This is a genomic window from Ureibacillus manganicus DSM 26584 (assembly GCF_000772945.1).
GTDB classification, from domain to species: domain Bacteria; phylum Bacillota; class Bacilli; order Bacillales_A; family Planococcaceae; genus Ureibacillus; species Ureibacillus manganicus.
Genome location: NZ_JPVN01000005.1, coordinates 189,597 through 209,388 on the forward strand (window position 1 = coordinate 189,597; position 19,792 = coordinate 209,388).

Below are 19,792 nucleotides of genomic sequence, written 5' to 3' on the forward strand. Positions count from 1 at the left end.
GTATGAGAAAAAGAGTCGAAGTGCAAGTGAAAGTACTTAAAAAAATATATGATCCATTCAGTTGGAATGCTAAGCAATAAGATATTTTACAAATTTGTAAGATTCTTGTTGAATTAAATTAAAAGAGCTAGTTCTCGATGAACTAACTCTGTTTGATTGATATAGTGTGCAAAATTATTTTATTTTCGGAAATTTGGAACAGGGCTTGATTCCTCATTTCCATCCATATATTCCTGATATCTTCGATGCACGGTTGCTTTACTTACTTGGAACCCTACGCCACGTAAGGTTGAGGCGATCTCATTGAAAGTAAGTCCTTTGTTACGTAGATTAACGATTTCTTCTATTGGAACTTCGATTCGTTCTCGTCCTTCATGATTTCCTCGATCTTTTAAGTTTAGTTCTGGCTTATAGCCATTTTCTACAGCACGTCGCATGCCACGACGGATTTTTGCATTATGAATCTTTCTTTGATATTCTTCAACAATTGCTAAAATCTCAAGTAACATAGTATCCATTTCATTTAATGAAATAGGTCCAACATCATTTAATGAATAAATGGTAGTTTCATATTTTTGTAGCAAATGTATAACAGCCATTCGAGCATGTCCACGCCCTAAGCGTGTTTCATCCTGTATAAACAATGCCTCAACTTTATGTTCTTTAATATAATCCATCATTTCAAGTAGTCCATCACGGTCAACTTCATAACCACTATGCTGATCTTGAAACGAAGCAAGTTCAGCATAGCCCATTTGCCCTGCATATTTTTGTAGTTCATCTAGTTGACGGGTTAATGAAGTTTCTTGTGAATTTTTTTCTGTGCTTACTCTTGCATATATTACTGCAGTTCTTTTTTTGTTCATCATTGGTTATTCGTCGCTACCTTTACTTCTGTTTCATCTTGCTCAAAATCCTGTGCCATTATAACAGCAGCTTCTAGAGGAATTGTTAACTCACGACCTGCTACAATGATTTCTCCATCTAAATTGTTTTCAATTTGTACAGTTTTGATCCATTCATGGGTTGGCGTACTGCCACGGTACTTCTCTGCTAATGACCATAAACTATCGCCATGTTGTACTTCAATTTGTTTATATGTTGTCTCACCATCATCAGTAATTAGTACGTATCCTGCTATAAGTAAAAATGCTGTTAGAAGTACTTTAATATAACTATTCTTTTTTAGCCAATTCATATCCCTTACCTCTTTCCGAATGTTTGTTCGCATATGTATATTCTTAATATAAAACCGAACATACGTTTTTGTCAACACTTTATTCGAACTTATGTTTGCATTTTCCATTTCTCGTTGCTATACTATATGTAACTAGTATTGATAGATATTCATACCAGAGGTGAGATAGATTGAAAAAAGTTTCGAAAAGACAGGAAGATATATTAGCATTCATTAAAGAAGAAGTTCGTACAAAAGGTTATCCACCTTCTGTTCGTGAAATTGGAGAAGCGGTTGGCCTTGCTTCAAGCTCTACTGTACATGGCCATTTAGCGCGCTTAGAAAGCAAAGGGTTAATTCGTCGCGATCCTACGAAACCTCGTGCGATAGAAATTTTAGAAATGGAAGAAGAAAACCTTGTTCCAAAACAAAATGTTGTAAGTGTTCCCCTAATAGGGAAAGTAACAGCTGGTCTTCCAATTACAGCAATCGAAAATGTTGAAGAATATTTCCCTCTACCAGATTCTTACGGCACAAGCGAAGATCAATTGTTTATGCTAGAGGTTATGGGAGAATCGATGATCGAAGCTGGTATTTTAAACGGAGATTATGTCATCGTAAAGAAAACTGCTACAGCTAATAACGGGGAAATTGTCGTAGCAATGACTGAAGAAGATGAGGCAACAGTTAAACGCTTCTACAAAGAAAAAAATCACTTCCGCCTACAACCGGAAAACTCATCAATGGACCCAATTTACGTAAATCAAGTATCCATTTTAGGTAAAGTAGTTGGATTGTATCGTCGTATTCATTAAGAGTGATATATAGGGAAAGTCGATTTTGAAACAGGTGAGTTTCTGAATCGGCTTTTTTGTTGTTTAATAAGTTTATTGGCTCTGATAGTTGATAATGTTGCTTTCTGAGGATTATTGCGAAAGTGATCCTTGTTTTGTCTTATAGGGCTGTTGTTCGGGATATATAAGTCCGAACAGTTGCCTATTTTGTCTCGTAGAACCTTTCTATGGGACATTTGAGTTGGAACCGTTTTGAGTTTTGTCTCGTAGGGCCATTCTATGAGACATTTATGTTGGAAACGTTTCCTGTTTTGTCTCGTAGGGCTATTCTATGAGACATTCGAATTGGAAAAGCTGCCTGTTTTGTCTCGTAGAACCTATCTATGAGACATTTGAGTTGAAACCGTTTCGAGTTTTGTCTCGTAGGGCCATTCTATATGACATTCGAATTGGAAAAACTGCCTGTTTTGTCTCGTAGAACCTTTCTATGAGACATTTGAGTTAAAACCGTTTCGAGTTTTGTCTCGAAGGGCCATTCTATGAGAGATTCGAATTGGAACCGCTGCCTGTTTTGTCTCGTAGAACCTTTCTATGAGACATTTGAGTTGAAACCGTTTCGAGTTTTGTCTCGTAGTGCCATTCTATATGACATTAGAGTTGTAACTGTTCTTTATTTTGTCTCGTAAAGCCATTCCATGAGACATTTGAGTTAAATTGTTTTTTGCTTTGTTAATCGTTCCGATCTATAGAGCGTTCTGCTAGGACGGTTTTCGTTTTTGTTTCCTAGAAACCCCCATCAAAAAAAGCCACCGAGTCTCCCCCAGTGACTTTAAATCCCAAATTCCAAACATTAATTTACTTACTTGCAACCTCTACCTTCTTACTCGCTACAATAAACGCCGCAAATAGTTTTTGAGAGTCTGAATCTCCACCGACAGCCATTTCCTCTGGATGCCACTGAACGCTTAAACAAAACGGATGATCCTCAATTTCTACTGCTTCTATAATGCCATCATTTGCTTTCCCAGTAACTTTTACACCAGGAGCCACGTCTTTAATGGCTTGGTGATGGAATGAGTTCACGACGATTTTATCTTTTCCAAGTAGTTTATATAGTAAACTATCTTCACTCACCGAGATAAAATGCGTGCCTTCATGTCTTGGAGCCGTTTGACTATGTAAGTAAATATCTTTTGTTTGTGAATAAATATCTTGATAAAGCGTTCCACCTAAGGCAACATTTAGCACTTGATGTCCGCGACAAATAGCAAAAATCGGAATCCCCGCCTTAATCGCCGCTTTCGCCAATGCCAATTCCAGACGATCGCGGTCACTGTTGACAGCACCCAATTTCACATGTGGTTCTTCCCCAAATGTATGTGGATGTAAATCGCCACCACCTGATAGCACAATACCATCAAACATCTTTACAAGCTGCTCTGCGTCTTCTTCAACCCATAGAGGAATCCCAACTGGTAAGCCCCCTGCCCCAATAATTGCCTTCGTATATCGCCAATTAATAAAACTTGTATCATTTTCAATACTTAATGTTAATCCAATTACAGGTTTCAAACTAGCACCCCCATAGTAAAATCATAATATATCAAATTATATTTCATAATGTTTTAAATTGCGAGAATTATTTAAATAATGGTATCTCCCGACAAAATAAAAAGCCTAACGACATCTCGTTAAGCTCAACATTTACAATATACTTATGTACCATTCAATAATTTGATCTCCGTAAAAATAGACAATGATCGCAGCGAGAGCAATGGAAGGTCCAAATGGAATTGGCTGTTTTCGATCTTGTCCACGAACTTTTAGTATTACAAAACCAACTATCATCCCAATTACGGAAGCAAAGAACAATGTCACCAATGTACCAATCGTTCCAAGCGCAAGGCCAATGAGGAAGAATAACTTAATATCTCCACCGCCCATGCCACCTTTAGACAGTAACGCCACTAAAAATAAAACCGTAAACCCTACTACTGGCCCTAGTAAACTATCCCACCAAGGATCGGATGGGGCGAAAAATCGACCTAAAGCTAGCAAAGGAAGGAAGAATAATAATACTTTATCGGGAATAATCATATAGGCGATGTCAGAAACGACAATGATTGCAAGTAATGAAATAAATAACAACGCAACAACTAATTCAGGTGTAAATCCTAGCTGCCAATAAGCAAAGGCAAATAAAATCCCCGTAAATAGTTCTGTCGCCATATAAATAGGTGACACTTTCGCACCACAGTAACGACACTTCCCTCTCAGGAAGATATACGAAAAAATCGGTATTAAGTCAAGAACTGATAAGCGATGCATACAATTCGTGCAATGGGAAGGTGGATATGCAATTGACATCTTCAATGGGATTCTTAATCCAACAACGTTATAAAATGACCCAAAAATCATCCCAAATAAAAATGCAAATATCAAAATAACATATTCCACTAAACCCAACTCCTAATCTAGCACTAAAAAATAACTAATTCCTAGTATAAAGGTTCTAACAAAAATGTCAAAAGCATTTCTTAATAACTACTCCCCTTCATAATAGAAAGTAGTTACTTGAATCGAAGCAGTAACAATATCCGAAGCATCTTCATTAAATTCTGCATCTTCACCAGGAAGTGAAAAATTAATGGAATCAACATGCATGATTCTCTCTAACTTTTCAATTTCATCGATAAATTGCAATAAACGATTGTAATCTGGAGATTGAACTTGCATACTAAATGAAATCATTTTTAATTCTGGCGGTAAGTCCATGCCCAAATTAAAGGGTGAAGCATTTTCGTTTCCAGTTTCCCCTTCTGTTGTTTCAGTTGTATTTTGTGCATTTGGATCAGTAGTTGTTTCTTCTTCATTTTGGAACCCAATGCCTGCATCTTGAGCAGAAGAATCATAATCATTAAAAGAAATAGATAAAACAAGTGAATCCGTAACATACTCAATTTCTTCAATATTTAATAATAGTTCATCTACTTTACGTGAATTTGGCATCTTTTTGCGTAAGGAAAGCGCACTGGATGTTTTTACTTTCCTAGCAGCTTGCTCTTGCCCGATTTGCTCTTGAATCGTTGAAATCTCAGTATTTAAAGAGTTAATAGATCGATTCAACGCATCCACTTCACTTTGTTTTGGTAAAACTAAATAATAATAGACTGCAAAGATAAGCGCAGCAATTAAAGCAACGAGTAAAATAATCTGTGTGTTTTTGCTACTGGATAAATTCATTGCTATCTACCTCCTGTAGCAAGATAGAGTTCATCGATGATTAGAGTAATGCTTGTTGTATGTCTTGGAATAACGTTAAAAGTTTCCTCAGTATCATCGTCAGTTGGGTTACCTAAATCAAATTGCGAAATATTAGAGATTTGAGCATCTATAAAAAATTCACTATTGGTTAAACGGGAAATATACTGTGACACGTCATTCAAAGTTTCAAAATCCACGGAAATCGATACAGTATCAACACCAAACGAATAAGAACGTAAATATGCATTGTTTGGTTGTAAAGTTTCAATTTCCTGAATTAAAGGTAAAACAGGATATGAAATAATTTCAACATACTCAATAATTTCGTCGATCGAATTTGTTTGTGTATTAGTTAACTCTGTTTGTTTTGCGAGTAATTGATCTCTTTGTAATTGTAAATTTGCTTGTTCGGCTTGTAGTGCAGTAATGCTACTATTAGCACTAAAATATTGCCATGCAAAAAAAGCTAGTGCGACAAGTGTCAGGGCTCCTAGAATGATATAAACAAGCTTAGATGTGGTCTGTTCTCTCTCTAACTTGGGTATGAGGTTTATATCAGGAATCATTGTTAAACCACCTTTAACGCAAGACCTAGTAAGGATGCGTGCTTTGCTTTAAAGTTAGGAAAATGTTTGTCTACCAATTCATCATCCACAATATTTACTGGTAAAGGTAAATTCTCTTGTAAGAAAGATTGAATTTGTACTAAAAATGGATTATCTCCCATGACAACGATTTCATCGACAGATTTTTCTCCTTTATTCAAAGAAAATCGGAAGAAATTCATAATACGGTCAAGTTCAAGCACTTGGTCAGATAAAATCATACGATAGTCTTCCATATTACCTGAAAAAGAAAAATCAATTTCAGATTCTGAAACCGCATTCGCACGCCATTGGGATAAATCCGTATCGATTGGTTGATAACGGATAAATTCAACACTACCGTTTGAATAGATACAGATAGAAAGTTCATTGATTAACCAATTTGCTATTAAATAGGTTCTGTCCTGTTGTAATAATTGCAAGTGATCTAAGAATCGCAAGTTGCATAACGCACGAATATCGGCAACATCGGGATTCATATCTATATCTAAAAGTAAATTTGTCATTTTATGTACTTCTTCAGGTGCAGCTGCAAAAAGCATTGCTTGTCTATCTCCAGGAATCGGATCATATACATCCATTAGCGGCCCTTGGAATGGTAAGTGAATCGTGTGACCTAGCTCCATTTCCACATACTCTTTTAATTTACTAGTCTCCACATCACTTGGATGCTCAAAGGATTTCAATAGAATCGTTGGGTCAGGTACAAAAAAACGCACACTTTGCTTTTTCCCAGCCAACTTCACCGCAATCGATTTAAAAATATTGAATAGCTCCAATTCATCTTGAATGGAAGCCTCTTGAACAACCCCTCGAGGAAGCTCCACTTCAATAACCTTCGCATCCACAAAAGAATGGCCCTTCATCACAAGCGCACGAAAAACATAGTCGTTGAGTTCTATAGATACGTGTGAGGATTTCTTTTTTTGTTTGAACATGTGGTGGGCCTCCTTTTCTTTTAATTGTCTAATGAGGCAACTAACACTTTTAGTTAGTTGTCTTATAGATAATTAATTATTTTATATGAACGTCTTGAAGTTAGTTTAATATTGATAGTAATTCTTCTTCTGTTATTGTTGTTGTAGCATTAAAAGACGTTGTACCATCACTACGTTTAATATTAATTATGTCACCGAATTTTGTATAATTAATATTCCATTTACCTGCAACTAAAACTACACTAGCATTCTCGTTATTAGTTCCACCAAGTGTTATACCATCTATGTAATTATTTAATATATCTGAATCACAATATTTTGGATCAGCATCATTTGTAATACTAGCGTCACAAGCACCTGATAAATTAGCAAATTTTGCGCCAGCTATGATATTAACAGCATCTGAAAGAACTGCTTTATCACGGGTATTCTGGATTAGGTTCCCTGTGGATGGTACTGCTATTGAAGCGATTATACCCAGGATAACAATTACAGCTAATAGTTCAATCAAAGTTAAACCATGTTCATTTTTAAATCGTTTAGCTATTAATTTTTTCATAAAATATTTCATAGTTTTGTCACTCCTATTATTTGTATGTATTATTGATTTATCATTACTATAAAAATACTATAATTTCCCACAAAATTAAATAATTCAACTTCTTTAAATAAGAATATAATATAATTATATAAGCCTAAACTTTAAGTAACGAACTAAAATTATGAAGCAGTAAATAGGGCTATGTTAAAAGTCTTCTTAATATTAATTTTCTAATCAGACAACTAACTCAAAGTCGTTAGTTGTCTTATAGAAAATTAAGAATAGATACATTATTTCATATAATTAAGATCCTGCTTTTACAGTAGATACAGGAGTAGCATTTGTATTTCCAATAGTTGCAGAATCAACATCTATTTCAGTAAGAGTTGCATCATTAAAGTAAATAGTTGTAGTACCTGCTGTCCCAGTAGCTGTTATTGAATTACCTCCAGATGCATTCTTTTTTACTGTAACTGTTGATTGATCAAGATTTCCAAAACTAGTTAGATAAGTACTTAATTGAGTACCTGTAGCATTTTGTGCATCTTGATTCTCTGTAAAATAAATATTAGCTGCATTTATTACATTTACAGCATCTGCTTTTACTGCTTTAATACGTGAACTGTCAATTATACCACCAATCGCAGGTACAGCAATCGCAGCAATAATTCCTAGAATAACAATCACAGCTAATAATTCAATTAAAGTCAAACCTTTTTCATTGTTAAGACGTTTGTTTAATAATTCTTTTACGAATTTTCTCATCGTAAATCCTCCCATATTTTGGTTGTGTAAAATTTCAATTTCTTTTTGCTTGGACGTTCGTTGCATACTGCTCACCTCCCCGCAAAACGCCCTTCCACGATTTGTTCCGTTTAAAGTTGTCCATATAAGCTAAACATCGGCATCATAATGGCAGCGACGATAAATCCTACAACGACCGCTAAGATTAGGATCATCATTGGTTCGATTAATGCTTTTAAAGTGTCTACTGCTCTATCTACTTCTGCCTCATAAAAATCTGCTATTTTATCTAACATGTAGTCTAGTGAACCTGTTGACTCACCAATGGAAGTCATGGATGTCACTAACGGTGGGAATAGCCAACTTTTTTCTAGAGGTTCTGTTAAGGTACTTCCTTTTTCAAGGCTTGTCCTAGCCTCTAGCACAACTTTTCCTACCACTGGATTCCCCACTACTTTTTCTGCGATAGTAAGTGAGCTTAATATTGGTACTGCACTACTAAATAATGAAGATAATGTTCTCATCAGACGTGCGATGACGTTCTTTTGTAATAATGGGCCAAAGACTGGCGCTCTTAAAATTGCATAATGAACGGTATAATGAAATTCTTTATTGTTTTTATAAAGAAATTGAAAGACTATAATAACTACTATTGCTAGTAATAAAACAACCCACCAAAATTTCTGTAGGAAATTACTTAGCGCTAACGTAAATAACGTAATCGCCGGTAATTCCGCATCCATCGACTCAAAGGTAGTAACAAAGTTTGGAACGATAAATACTAATAGGAAGAATACTACGAATATCGTAATTACCATTAATATCGCCGGATAAGTAAGCGTAGACTGGATTTTTTTCTTTAAGTTATATTGTTTCTCAAGCGTATTTGCTAAACGTTCCAATGTTTCATCGATGTTACCAGTCGCTTCCCCAGAGCGCATCATGTTTGTAAATAATGCAGGGAATACCTTTGGATGTTTTACCGTTGCTTCTGAAAATGGGATACCTGATCGGATATCGTCCTCCACTGCATCCAAAGCAGTTTTCAAAGGTTTACTTTTTGTTTGTTTTGTTAATATATTTGTTGCATCTACTATCGAAACTCCTGCACGAATCAGTGTGGAAAACTGGCGACAGTAAATAACAAAATCTTGATTTTTTACTGATGCTCCACCTAATGTTAATTCCTTATGCAGAATGCTTTTTGACTCTGTAAGCTCACGCGGATTAATCCCTTGATTACGTAATTTAGCGATTGCCGCATTTTTGTTCGCGGCGCTAATGGTACCCTTTGTTGAAGCACCAGTTTTCGTTCGACCTACGTATTTAAAAACGGTCAATTAAACTCACCCACGTTCAAATAAGGTTTTGCATCCTCTAAGGACACCTTCCCTCTTGACACTAATTCTTGTAGTGAAGACTGTAATGTGTGCATTCCTAATGCTCTACTTGTTTGCATCACACTTGGAATTTGATGAACTTTTTCGTTACGAATTAAGTTCGTCACAGCAGGTACTGCTACCATTATTTCAGTAGCTGCAATTCGACCATTTGTATCTTTTCGAACAAATAATCGTTGCGAAATAATTCCCTGTAAAACGTTCGCTAGCTGTATACGAATTTGACCTTGTTGATGCGGTGGAAACACGTCAATAATACGGTCAATTGTTGTTGGTGCACTTGATGTATGAAGCGTTGCAAAAACTAAGTGCCCAGTTTCAGCTGCTGTAATAGCCGTTGAAATGGTTTCTAAGTCACGCATCTCACCCACAAGAATTACGTCTGGATCTTGACGAAGTGATGCACGTAATCCACTTGCAAAATCATTCGTATCTACACCGATTTCACGTTGATTGATGACTGATTTTTTATGGTGATGCAAATACTCAATCGGATCCTCTAACGTAATAATATGCTTTGATTTTGTTTCATTTATATAGTCAAGCATTGCTGCAAGTGTTGTAGATTTCCCTGACCCTGTTGGACCTGTTACAAGGACAAGCCCTTGTGGTTTATCAGCCAAATCGAATAATACTCTAGGCATTCCAAGTGTTTCAATGGTTGGAATCTTTGATGGAATTAAACGAAAGGCAATGGCTCCAACATTTCTTTGATGATATGCATTCACACGGAAACGACATAAGTCACCAAGCGAATAGTTAAAGTCGGTTTCTCCTTTAGCTTCAAATTCATCTGCTTTATGTTTTGGTAATATTGCATTTACCATTGCTTGTACATCTTCTGGATTGATAATGTCTTGTCCATATTGTTGTAATCGGCCATTAATACGATATACTGGCGGAATACCAACTGTTATATGAAGGTCTGATGCTTTTTCTTCATATGCTTTTTGAAGTAATGCATCAATCGAAAAATTACTAAACATATTCTCACTTCCTAATCAAATGTAGCTACACGAAGAACTTCTTCTGTCGTAGTAACACCATCTAGAACTTTTAACAAACCGTCTTTTACTAATGAAGGCAATCCCTTTTCCGTCATATAATCACGAATAACAGTGATGTTGCTACGTTGTAAAATGTGATCCCGAATGACACGATCCACAGGTAATATTTCATGAATTGCTAAACGACCGCGATAGCCAGTTTGACTACATGCACCGCAACCTCGTCCCCGTTGAACGGTTTCAATCGTAATCCCCGCTTCTGCAAAGATTTCCTTTTCCCTCTCCGTTGCTGGTACCGTTTGAGCACAGTCACGACAAACGCGACGTACTAAACGTTGCGACACAATCCCGATTAAGGAAGAAGATATTAAGAAAGGTTCAATTCCCATATCTCGTAACCTTGAAATTGACTCAACTGCACTATTTGTATGAAGCGTACTTAATACTAAGTGACCGGTTAAAGATGCTCGAACTGCTATTTCTGCTGTTTCTAAGTCTCGAATCTCCCCAACCATTACAATATCTGGGTCTTGACGTAAAATCGAGCGAAGACCTGCAGCAAATGTTAGCCCAACTTCTTCTTTAACTTGAATTTGGTTAACACCTTCAAGTTGATATTCAACCGGATCTTCAACTGTAATAATATTAACGCCTTCTTGATTTAAATTATTTAAAGCTGCGTACAATGTTGAAGATTTCCCTGATCCAGTAGGACCAGTTATTAAAACAATTCCATTTGGTCTTGAGATCATTTTACGGAACTGATTTTCGTTTTCCTTTGTAAAACCTAATTTGGAAACATCATTCATTGCACTACTCAAGTCAAGAACACGCATTACAATCTTTTCACCGTAGACAGTTGGTAATGTTGATAAACGAATATCTACTGGTTTAAAATTAACAGTCGATTTGATACGACCATCTTGCGGAACGCGGGTTTCTGTAATATTTAAGTTCCCCATAATTTTAATACGTGCTGTAATCATATTTTGCATATGTTTTGGCAAAGAGCGTTCCGACCTTAAAATTCCATCGACACGGTAACGTACGCGGAAATCTGTTTCTTGAGGGTCGAAGTGAATATCACTTGCTCGCTGCGCCACACCGTTTGCAATAATTTGGTTCACAAGTCGTACAATTGGTGAATCTTCATCTGTAATTTCTTGCTGCGTTTCTGTCGGTGAAACACCTAAATCAGAGAGTGCGGCATCCATTGATTCTTGCAAGTCATAGTATTTCGTAATTGTTCTATATAAATCATCTTTGGCCGCGATACTTGTCTCAATTTGACACCCAGTAGCCATTCGGACTTCTTCAATCGCGAAGTAATCCATTGGGTCTGCCATGGCGATAAATAATTTATTTTTATCTCGACGAACGGGCATAATTTTCGCACGTTTTGCCAATTCGCCAGGTACTAATTGAAGTAATTCAGGGTCAATTGCGTATTGATTTAGGTTGATATGAGGTATTCCTAGTTGGAACTCTAAAACCTCTATCAACTGTTGTTCAGTGATAAAATTTTCTCGAATAAGAAAATCCCCGAGTTTTTCATCACTGCTTTTATTGGATAAAGCATAGTCAAGCTGTTGGGTTGTAATTACACCCGATTCAATGAGTAAGTCCCCAAGTCGTTTCCGTGTTGTACCTCTCATTGTGCATTCATCCCTTTCTATGGAGTTACACTATCGCCACTTTTATCATAAGTTGTCGGCTCGTCGTCACTCTTTACTGGTACTTCGATGTCTGGTAACCCGTCTCCATCTAAGTCAATTTCCATGTTAGAATCATATTCCCCTGTATTTGGTTGCAATTCACTGATCGGGTCAGGCTGTTTTGAAGATTTCAAGATAATTTCATTAACTGGTGGATAATAATCCCGGCTAATCCTTTGTTCTTGAGTAGTACCGTTTCCTGAAATCGTACGAGTAACAATGACTCTGTACCCTTCTTTTCCATCTTGAAGCAGTTGCTGCTGGCCAAGTGGTAAATCATTTGAATATCGGTAAATCATTCGAGGCATAAGGATTTCTTTATCAACAGTAACGTTCACTTCTTTGAATTTCGTGTCAGAAGTAATTTCAACCTTCAACGAATTCCCATCAAAAGATGCATTAATTTTCCCAACATATTTCGTATTGTTTAAGAATCTCAAATCTTCATTAACGTTAACATTAATGACTGCTTCTGTTCCGATTTCTACTGATGTTGGTACTTCTTTACTTTGATGACGTTCCAGAATTTCAAATTCCGTCTGTAACACAGCATTATATAATAAGGAAGAAACAAAATTTAACGATTCGTTATTTACTTTGTTAATATTCTCATTCACAGTTTCGATGAATGAAAACTCCTCATCAGGGTTAACCATCTTCCCATCTAAAAGCGTTACTAATTCAACTGGAGCAAAGGCATCTGACGGAATATTACTAATCGCTAAGGCAAGTCGCTCCGTATTATAGGCGTCCAATTGCTTAACTTTTGCTTCTACTTTATGATCCATTAAAAAGGAAACTTGAGATATTAGTTGATTGTAGGTTTCATCAGTATCCCATGCTGCAACTTTCGCAACTTCGTTTTTAATCTCCTCATTTTCAGCTACTTTTAAAGGTATATGAATTACACGTTCATTATCCCAAAATGCATACCAGGGCTTTTTTACTAGAGTTTGGAATTCAGTGATGGTAGATGGAATGTCAAATTGGAGCTTGGACGAATCAACAATAAGTCCTATTTCTCCACCAATCACCTTAATGTCTTCTTGCATCCATACATTTACCGCATCCTGTAAAACGGATTCTATTTCCTCTGGATCTAGTCCATTTACATTAACACCAGCAATTGTAGAACCGTTACTTTCATCATCAGCAAAGACTCTCATAATATCTTGTGTCGGTAACCACATATATAGAAGAAAAATACACATAACAGCAAGAGTGAACATTTTAAATTGGATTTTCATGTATTTCACCCCAAATTCTAGTAAGTAATAGATTTACTATTTATATTAGATTTTATCAAAATAATTGGTAAGATATGACTACTATTTTATAATATTAGCATACACAAAACTGATTTAACTGTATATGCTCTTAACAATAAATTTAAAGAATCGATATAATTAGAATCACTTATAAACCATAGTCCTCATAACCTATAAGGCTCATTTTTTATCATCCACTAAACTAAGATTACTATGTATCAATTCACACTAATTATTTTTTCTTAACTATATTAATCTATAATAATAATCTCATTTATTCATTTTTATATCAAAAGTTGAGTTTTGTATAGCCCTTTTTTATCTATTTTAAAAATATTTTTATATTTATAGTTTTAATTACGTTACTTTAGACTCATTTATTTTCGATTCTTATACTATTTTTTTATCTTTTAATTAAAAAATCGAATAACTTGTTGATTAGAATCTAATGAATATATGAACAAAAGATGTCACTTTACAAATTTCCTTACCTTGCATTTAGATATGAGAATAAAACAGCTTTGCTCCTTTCAAAATAAGAACAAAGCTGCTAATTTTCTGTACTTTTAAAATTCATAACCTAGCATTATGAATTTTAAATAGTAGGTTATGTGGTAGAATAAATCACGAACTACTTCTCATAATTAATTCAAAAAATATGAATCTATCATTTATATTTACACAAATAGTAGTATTATATTCATAAATACAAAAATAAAAACACATTAAATTTAAATTCTCATTAAACATAAATATTTAAGGGGGAATATACTAACCTCATGCACAACGAAAAAGGACTTACACTAGTAGAAGTTATTGCGGCAATAATTCTTCTTTCAATTATTTTAATTTCTATATTCAGCTTCTTATTAAACTCTACTCGGTTAAATAATATGAATGACGAAAGTATTCAAGCAATGAATATTGCAAGAAGTACGTCTGTTGAAGTCAGAGAATCGTCATGTAAAGTTGTTAAAGCCAATACTTCTTTAAACGGAGAATACTATACTAAAGAGTTCTTATCTGGCAACTCTGAATATACAATAAAACTTTCATTAAACAAAAATCCGGAAAGTGGAAATTTGCAACCAGAACTACATTTGGTTCATATACAAGTGATGAAAGAAGGTGCAGAAGTATCCGATACCTATACTTACTGCAAAGGAGAGTTGGAAAATAATTGAAGAAAATAAATAATTCATCTGGATTAACCTTAGTAGAGGTTTTAGCTGTGATAGCCATTCTTTCAATTGTTACCGTTTTAATTATTAGCATTTCTTCAACCGGATTTAAAATCAGCAAAAATACAGAAACTAATGCATTTCTCCACCAAGAAGCGAATTATATCATTTCAGTATTAAATAAACTACATAAACAAAACAAAAATTACGAAATATTAATTGAAAATGATGATCAAAAGTTAACCATAAAAAACGATTCTGAAACTATAACAATTTCGGAAAAACAATTCGTTTATTATTTATATATAATGAAGGATAATGAAGAATTAACTAATAAAGATGGTAACGAAATAACAAAATTCACCATTAACCCTTTAGAACAAAAAACACTTAATGTACGAATTGAAATTGAAAGTTCTTCTGGTGAGCAATACGAAATTATAACAACCTTATCAAGATTGTAGGTGACTTATGAAAAAATTAAATAATGATCACGGTATGGCCTTAGTGATGGTATTATTGATAATTGTTGTCTTTACCATTATAGGATTACTCCTTATGAATCTCACATTTTCAACTAGTAAACAAGTCACTATCACCGAAGAAAATATGCAAGCAGAGGACATTGCAGAAATGGGAATTATATATATGGAAAATGTATTAATCTCAAATGCTCAAACCGTTTTACAACCTGCTATTAATAAAGTAATCGCTAATATTGCAGTTGAAAACATTAATAAAGTAGCAAATGGCGAAAAGGAAATACCATATACTACAGATGAAATTTTGAGTAGACTAAACATATCTGTAGATAATGACGGATTATTAAAAGGTATTCCGATAAAACACCAAATCGGTGGGCAATCAGACATTCATTTTGAAATTGTTGATGTAGTTTCAGCGTATGTCAACAATAAAATCATCATCAATTTTGAAAGTAAAGGGACAATTGATAATAATTCCCACAGCATTAGTGGGACTTTTGAATTAGAACTTAATAGGGTTTTGGATAGAGCATTAACTCCCTCAACACCTAACATACCCGGTACCGGAGGGAATTCCATTTCTGACATTCTTGGAATAAACATAAATGCACTCATTTCTAACGCACAACCTAAAAACACAATTTCTGAACCATCTCCCCCTTCTGTTAGAATTGAAAATCAAATTAACTATACAGGAAGTATAGATGGCAATGAATTTATAAATAAAGATTTATATAGTAACACATACATCCAGTTTAAAGAAATTTATAATGGTTTAAAAAATACAAATTTCTATGCAAAATATGGTGATATGTCAGTTTCAAATCAACTCAGCGGTGGGATTAATAATACTAGCCTCTATAGCGGGACAAGTATCGAGATGAAAAAAATATATGACGGAATCACTAATAACTCAATCTTGTATTCAAAAGGGACTATCTCATCAGATAATGAACTAAGTGGCGGGATATCAAATTCGAAATTATATAGCTTTTCTGATATGACATTTAAAAGTTTTAATGGAGGCATAAAAGAAGACTCATTATTGTATTCCGATAAAAATCTAACAATTGATAACATCTTTAATGGTGGGATAAATAATTCTAAACTATTTACTAAAGAAAATATGACATTTTCCAATCATTTTAATAATGGGATTATCAATTCAACATTATACAGCAAAAAAGATATGAAATTTGGCAATCAATTTTCAGATGGAATTTCTGACAATTCATTTTTGATTTCTGAGGGGAATTTGATATTTGAGAATCACTTTTACAATGGAATAAAAAATTCAACATTATATAGTAAAAAAGATATGATATTTGGCAATCAATTTTCAAATGGTATTTCTGACGATTCATTTTTGATTTCTGAAGGAAATTTAGTTTTTGACAATCATTTTTACAATGGTATTAACAATTCAACATTATATAGTAAAAAAGATATGAAATTTAATGGTCAATTTACTAATGGGATAAATAATAAATCATTCCTATATGTAAATGGCGACTTATTATTTGATAACCATTTTTATAACGGAATTAATAATTCAAAAATATATGTCCACGGTGATGCTACATTTAAAAAAGGTAATGTTAATGTTTCTAACGATTCACTTGTATGTGTAGAGGGGAATATCTCAGGACTTACCGAGAATGGTATAAATGTTATTTCTAAACTTGTACACCAAAATGATTTTGAACAAAAATGTTCTCAATTAACAATTGACGAAGGAACAAGTTCAACTCCCTCACCAAGTAAACCCGCAACATTAGATAATTTACTACCTAGCATTGAAGCTGTAAGGGATTTTGAAGTTATCTATAAATAGTAGTTACAAAGGGGATTATCCAAAGTAAATTGGATAATCCCCTTTTCAATGTTAATCTAAAACTTGATAATAATTCCTATCCTTTTTACATTAGGTTTTCGAATTATTCATGAGCTTTTTGGGTGACTTAAACCTAAATTCCTCAAATATCCCAGTGCTGTTTTATCTTAGTAGTTTTATTCCCCAACCCCCTCTCATACTATATGGTAACAATTGTATTATAAAAACATCACTAGTTTGCAATTCATCCTAATACAATCTTTCCAAAGTAGGTGATCTGAATTGACACTTAAAAAATCAATTGATCATTCATCAGGAATTTCACTACTAGAAGTCTTGGTCTCTATCGTTATATTATCTTTGATTTTTTTAAGTTTTTTCTATCTGTTCATTCAGTCGGCTAAGACAACAAAAAGTTCCGAAACCATTATAGATTCAACTTATGTTGCACAGTCGGAAATGGAGCAGATGTACTACCTTTCTAGTAACATCGTTCTTGGACAACTAGTTACTGGAGTGGAATCACTCGACCATTGTAATGATACGAATCCAGCGAATCGCCCAGCTACAAAATATTGTTATCACAAAATCTCTCAAACTAGCGGGAAAACGGTATTTGATAAGTATGATTTTGAAACAGATCAATATATTAAACTCACTTTGAAACAACATACAATTGCAACCAATTCAAACTTCATCAGAATACTTATTCAAGTTTTTGAGGAAAAGGACGGTCTACTTAAGGCTCAGATGGAAAATACAATCGAATGGAGTGATGGGTCTTAATGTATCGTAAAGTTACAAATCATCAAGGTCTTACTTTAATCGAAATCCTTGCAGCACTTGCCATCACCTCTCTCATAACGATTCTCATATTTAATGTCTTCATACAAAGTCAAAATGCTTACTATCAACAAGCAGGTCAAAATGAACAGCTATTGAGCAACACTCTAATTTTAAAAGAGTTAACTAGAGAGATTAGAAAAACAGATACTGTTAAAATCGAAAAGGATTCAAATGGGAATCATTTGCTAGTAATCAATAATCACTTAAGTTATCAATGGGATTCCGCTAATAAGATTTTATATAAAAATGGCTCTCTATTCGCGAAGCAAATTGACGAATTTATTGTCGATAAAATTGGGGCAAAAGTGACCATTAAGATTAGAAGTAATGATAAAGTCAACCAAACAGTAATCGTTGTCAGGGGGGAAACATAATTTGCGTAAATTTCCAAAAGTAGAGCGGAACAATAATGAACAAGGATTTACGTTAATTATCGTCATTCTAACAGTAGTTATAATTTCAATAATCGGCCTAAGTATATTACAACTTTCCTCCTTTATGTTGAAAACAACAGTACATGAAAGAAATGATCAGACAGTCTACTATATTGCAGAATCTGGATTAGTAGAGAAAAAGGCAATTCTTATCACAGAAATTAATCGACTCTATAATCTAGCAGTAACAGACTACGAACAACAATTATCAACCCCCTCCCCCCAACCATTTAAAGCAATATTTTTAAATCATTTAACTAAAAATATGACACCAGATGCGTTAGAAACAAGCACCTATACCCACTACCAAACACAATTTTCTCAACAACCTGAGTCAACTATTAAAGTGGATGTCGTTTGGCAAAATGAGCAATTGATTTATAAACTATCATCCACAGGAAAAATTAATAACAATTCACGTACAGTATCTCAAAATATTGCTATTAATTTAAATAGCATTCAGCTTACAGGTGGAGGATTAGGTGATTTTAGTAAAGTAGCTGTATATGCTAAAGATCAAATATCTTTAGGTTATGATGATATATTGAAAAATATTAAAGGTGAACTCGCCTCATCAACTCAAAATAGTATCAGGCTAACTAACGGGCAAAGAAGAACAATTACTTACGACCCTAAAAGTTTTAATCTTTTAATAGAATCAACTTACAAGAGTCATCTAAACTTTGACTCAAAACAGTTTGAAAATGCCACATACATCCCTAACTACTCTCCATTAATACGTAACAACAAAATTGAGGCAACTTGGAACACTCATCACGATAAAACTCTCTCTTTAACTGGGAACTTAAAAATAGACAAGATGTCTGTGGGAAATAATATGAACTTCACATTAGACGTCGGCAACTCCGATAAAATTTTATATGTCGATGATTTATCACTTGCGGCCAACTTACACATTATCGGCACTGGAAATTTAACAATCTTCGTTAAAAATAACCTTCAGTTTCAGTACGCTAATATAAATTTAAGCGGTGCGACTAATAAATTGAAACTCTATTATGCTGGCGATTCGAAAGTAACAATTGCTGACGGACTTAAATTGAATGCTGATTTATATATAAAAGACGCCGATCTACAAATTTCCGGTGGCGCTGGATTTACTGGAAATATATACTCAAACGGTGTAGGCACTGTACAAATTGATGGAGGATCTATCAATGAAAATGTTTTACTATTTATGCCAAATTATGATATCACTTTGACAGGTGGTGCGACTTTAAATGGCACACTCCTTTGCAATAACTTTCTTATTACAGGTGGCGCTCGTATAGACGGTAGTGCCGGTGGAGGTTTGCAAAATGCGTATACCATCGAAAAAACGGACCCAGTATCTGTACAGCCATTAATCGAAACCTAGTGCATTTTGTAAATCCCCCATTTTAGACATACGACATATTTAGAATTAAGTGAAAATTACACATAATTTCAAATAAGTCGTATGCAAATTTTGCCTAACGAGAAAAAATCCATATTGTATGCAGCCATCTTCATTTCAGTGTTCCTTTTTTGTACACAGTAATTGTAAGCGGTTTAGTGTA

At 34.4% G+C, this 19,792-nt stretch carries 20 protein-coding genes; 7 read left to right on the forward strand and 13 right to left on the reverse strand.

All coding sequences use genetic code 11. The features are described from left to right. Positions 1–179 precede the first annotated feature (179 nt). Together CD29_RS05730 and yneA are read right to left on the reverse strand one after the other, a co-directional pair. Positions 180–866, reverse strand: coding sequence for a YneB family resolvase-like protein (locus tag CD29_RS05730; protein ID WP_408056604.1), 687 nt, complete (start codon positions 864–866; stop codon positions 180–182). Beyond that, complete coding sequence (yneA, locus tag CD29_RS05735) at positions 866–1,198, reverse strand: cell division suppressor protein YneA (RefSeq protein WP_140422895.1); 333 nt, start codon at positions 1,196–1,198, stop codon at positions 866–868. The genes CD29_RS05730 and yneA overlap by 1 nt, the downstream gene beginning before the upstream one ends. Before the next feature lie 170 nt (positions 1,199–1,368). Between yneA and lexA the strand changes: the two genes are divergently transcribed. Then, positions 1,369–1,992, forward strand: a complete 624-nt coding sequence (gene lexA / locus CD29_RS05740; RefSeq protein ID WP_036183994.1) for a transcriptional repressor LexA — start codon at positions 1,369–1,371, stop codon at positions 1,990–1,992. A gap of 834 nt (positions 1,993–2,826) precedes the next feature. Here lexA and CD29_RS05745 read toward each other — a convergent pair. The 11 genes from CD29_RS05745 to CD29_RS05795 all read right to left on the reverse strand — a co-directional run bounded on the left by CD29_RS05745 (position 2,827) and on the right by CD29_RS05795 (position 13,432). Beyond that, positions 2,827–3,543 (reverse strand): gamma-glutamyl-gamma-aminobutyrate hydrolase family protein, encoded by a 717-nt coding sequence (locus CD29_RS05745; RefSeq protein WP_036183997.1) that lies wholly within the window; start codon positions 3,541–3,543, stop codon positions 2,827–2,829. A 132-nt stretch (positions 3,544–3,675) separates the two neighbouring features. After that, complete coding sequence (locus CD29_RS05750) at positions 3,676–4,428, reverse strand: prepilin peptidase (protein ID WP_036183999.1); 753 nt, start codon at positions 4,426–4,428, stop codon at positions 3,676–3,678. Between the two features lie 87 nt (positions 4,429–4,515). Then, positions 4,516–5,214 carry a hypothetical protein gene (locus tag CD29_RS05755; protein ID WP_036184003.1) on the reverse strand — a complete coding sequence of 233 codons (699 nt, stop codon included), beginning with the start codon at positions 5,212–5,214 and terminating at the stop codon, positions 4,516–4,518. Between the two features lie 2 nt (positions 5,215–5,216). After that, entirely contained in the window at positions 5,217–5,801 is a 585-nt protein-coding gene (locus CD29_RS05760) for a PilN domain-containing protein (protein ID WP_036184007.1), read from the reverse strand. 2 nt (positions 5,802–5,803) lie between these two features. After that, positions 5,804–6,778, reverse strand: coding sequence for a type IV pilus biogenesis protein PilM (gene pilM / locus CD29_RS05765; protein ID WP_036184009.1), 975 nt, complete (start codon positions 6,776–6,778; stop codon positions 5,804–5,806). Positions 6,779–6,878: 100 nt separating this feature from the next. Then, complete coding sequence (locus tag CD29_RS19575; RefSeq protein ID WP_052124017.1) at positions 6,879–7,349, reverse strand: prepilin-type N-terminal cleavage/methylation domain-containing protein; 471 nt, start codon at positions 7,347–7,349, stop codon at positions 6,879–6,881. 273 nt (positions 7,350–7,622) lie between these two features. Further along, positions 7,623–8,150: a type II secretion system protein gene (locus CD29_RS05775; protein ID WP_328286473.1), complete on the reverse strand. Its 528-nt coding sequence runs from the start codon at positions 8,148–8,150 to the stop codon at positions 7,623–7,625. A 44-nt stretch (positions 8,151–8,194) separates the two neighbouring features. After that, the gene (locus CD29_RS05780; RefSeq protein WP_036184011.1) at positions 8,195–9,403 is read right to left on the reverse strand and encodes a type II secretion system F family protein; all 1,209 of its coding nucleotides are present in this window, start codon (positions 9,401–9,403) and stop codon (positions 8,195–8,197) included. Then, a complete protein-coding gene (locus tag CD29_RS05785; protein ID WP_036184013.1) occupies positions 9,400–10,449 on the reverse strand; it encodes a type IV pilus twitching motility protein PilT in 1,050 nt (349 codons plus the stop codon). The genes CD29_RS05780 and CD29_RS05785 overlap by 4 nt, the downstream gene beginning before the upstream one ends. Before the next feature lie 11 nt (positions 10,450–10,460). Then, complete coding sequence (locus CD29_RS05790) at positions 10,461–12,125, reverse strand: GspE/PulE family protein (protein ID WP_036184015.1); 1,665 nt, start codon at positions 12,123–12,125, stop codon at positions 10,461–10,463. Between the two features lie 17 nt (positions 12,126–12,142). Further along, positions 12,143–13,432, reverse strand: a complete 1,290-nt coding sequence (locus CD29_RS05795; protein WP_036184017.1) for a VanW family protein — start codon at positions 13,430–13,432, stop codon at positions 12,143–12,145. Between the two features lie 800 nt (positions 13,433–14,232). Here CD29_RS05795 and CD29_RS05800 point away from each other — a divergent pair. The 6 genes from CD29_RS05800 (at position 14,233) to CD29_RS05825 (ending at position 19,611) form a co-directional block, all read left to right on the forward strand. Further along, positions 14,233–14,637: a prepilin-type N-terminal cleavage/methylation domain-containing protein gene (locus tag CD29_RS05800; RefSeq protein WP_036184019.1), complete on the forward strand. Its 405-nt coding sequence runs from the start codon at positions 14,233–14,235 to the stop codon at positions 14,635–14,637. Further along, positions 14,634–15,098, forward strand: a complete 465-nt coding sequence (locus CD29_RS05805; protein ID WP_036184021.1) for a type II secretion system protein — start codon at positions 14,634–14,636, stop codon at positions 15,096–15,098. Before CD29_RS05800 ends, CD29_RS05805 begins: the two co-directional genes overlap by 4 nt. A 7-nt stretch (positions 15,099–15,105) precedes the next feature. Then, positions 15,106–16,953 carry a pilus assembly PilX N-terminal domain-containing protein gene (locus CD29_RS05810; RefSeq protein WP_036184023.1) on the forward strand — a complete coding sequence of 616 codons (1,848 nt, stop codon included), beginning with the start codon at positions 15,106–15,108 and terminating at the stop codon, positions 16,951–16,953. Positions 16,954–17,235: 282 nt separating this feature from the next. Further along, positions 17,236–17,739, forward strand: coding sequence for a type IV pilus modification PilV family protein (locus CD29_RS05815; RefSeq protein ID WP_036184026.1), 504 nt, complete (start codon positions 17,236–17,238; stop codon positions 17,737–17,739). After that, positions 17,739–18,173 (forward strand): PulJ/GspJ family protein, encoded by a 435-nt coding sequence (locus tag CD29_RS05820; protein WP_036184028.1) that lies wholly within the window; start codon positions 17,739–17,741, stop codon positions 18,171–18,173. The genes CD29_RS05815 and CD29_RS05820 overlap by 1 nt, the downstream gene beginning before the upstream one ends. Position 18,174: 1 nt before the next feature. Continuing rightward, a complete protein-coding gene (locus CD29_RS05825) occupies positions 18,175–19,611 on the forward strand; it encodes a PilX N-terminal domain-containing pilus assembly protein (RefSeq protein ID WP_036184030.1) in 1,437 nt (478 codons plus the stop codon). The last annotated feature ends 181 nt before the right edge of the window (positions 19,612–19,792 follow it).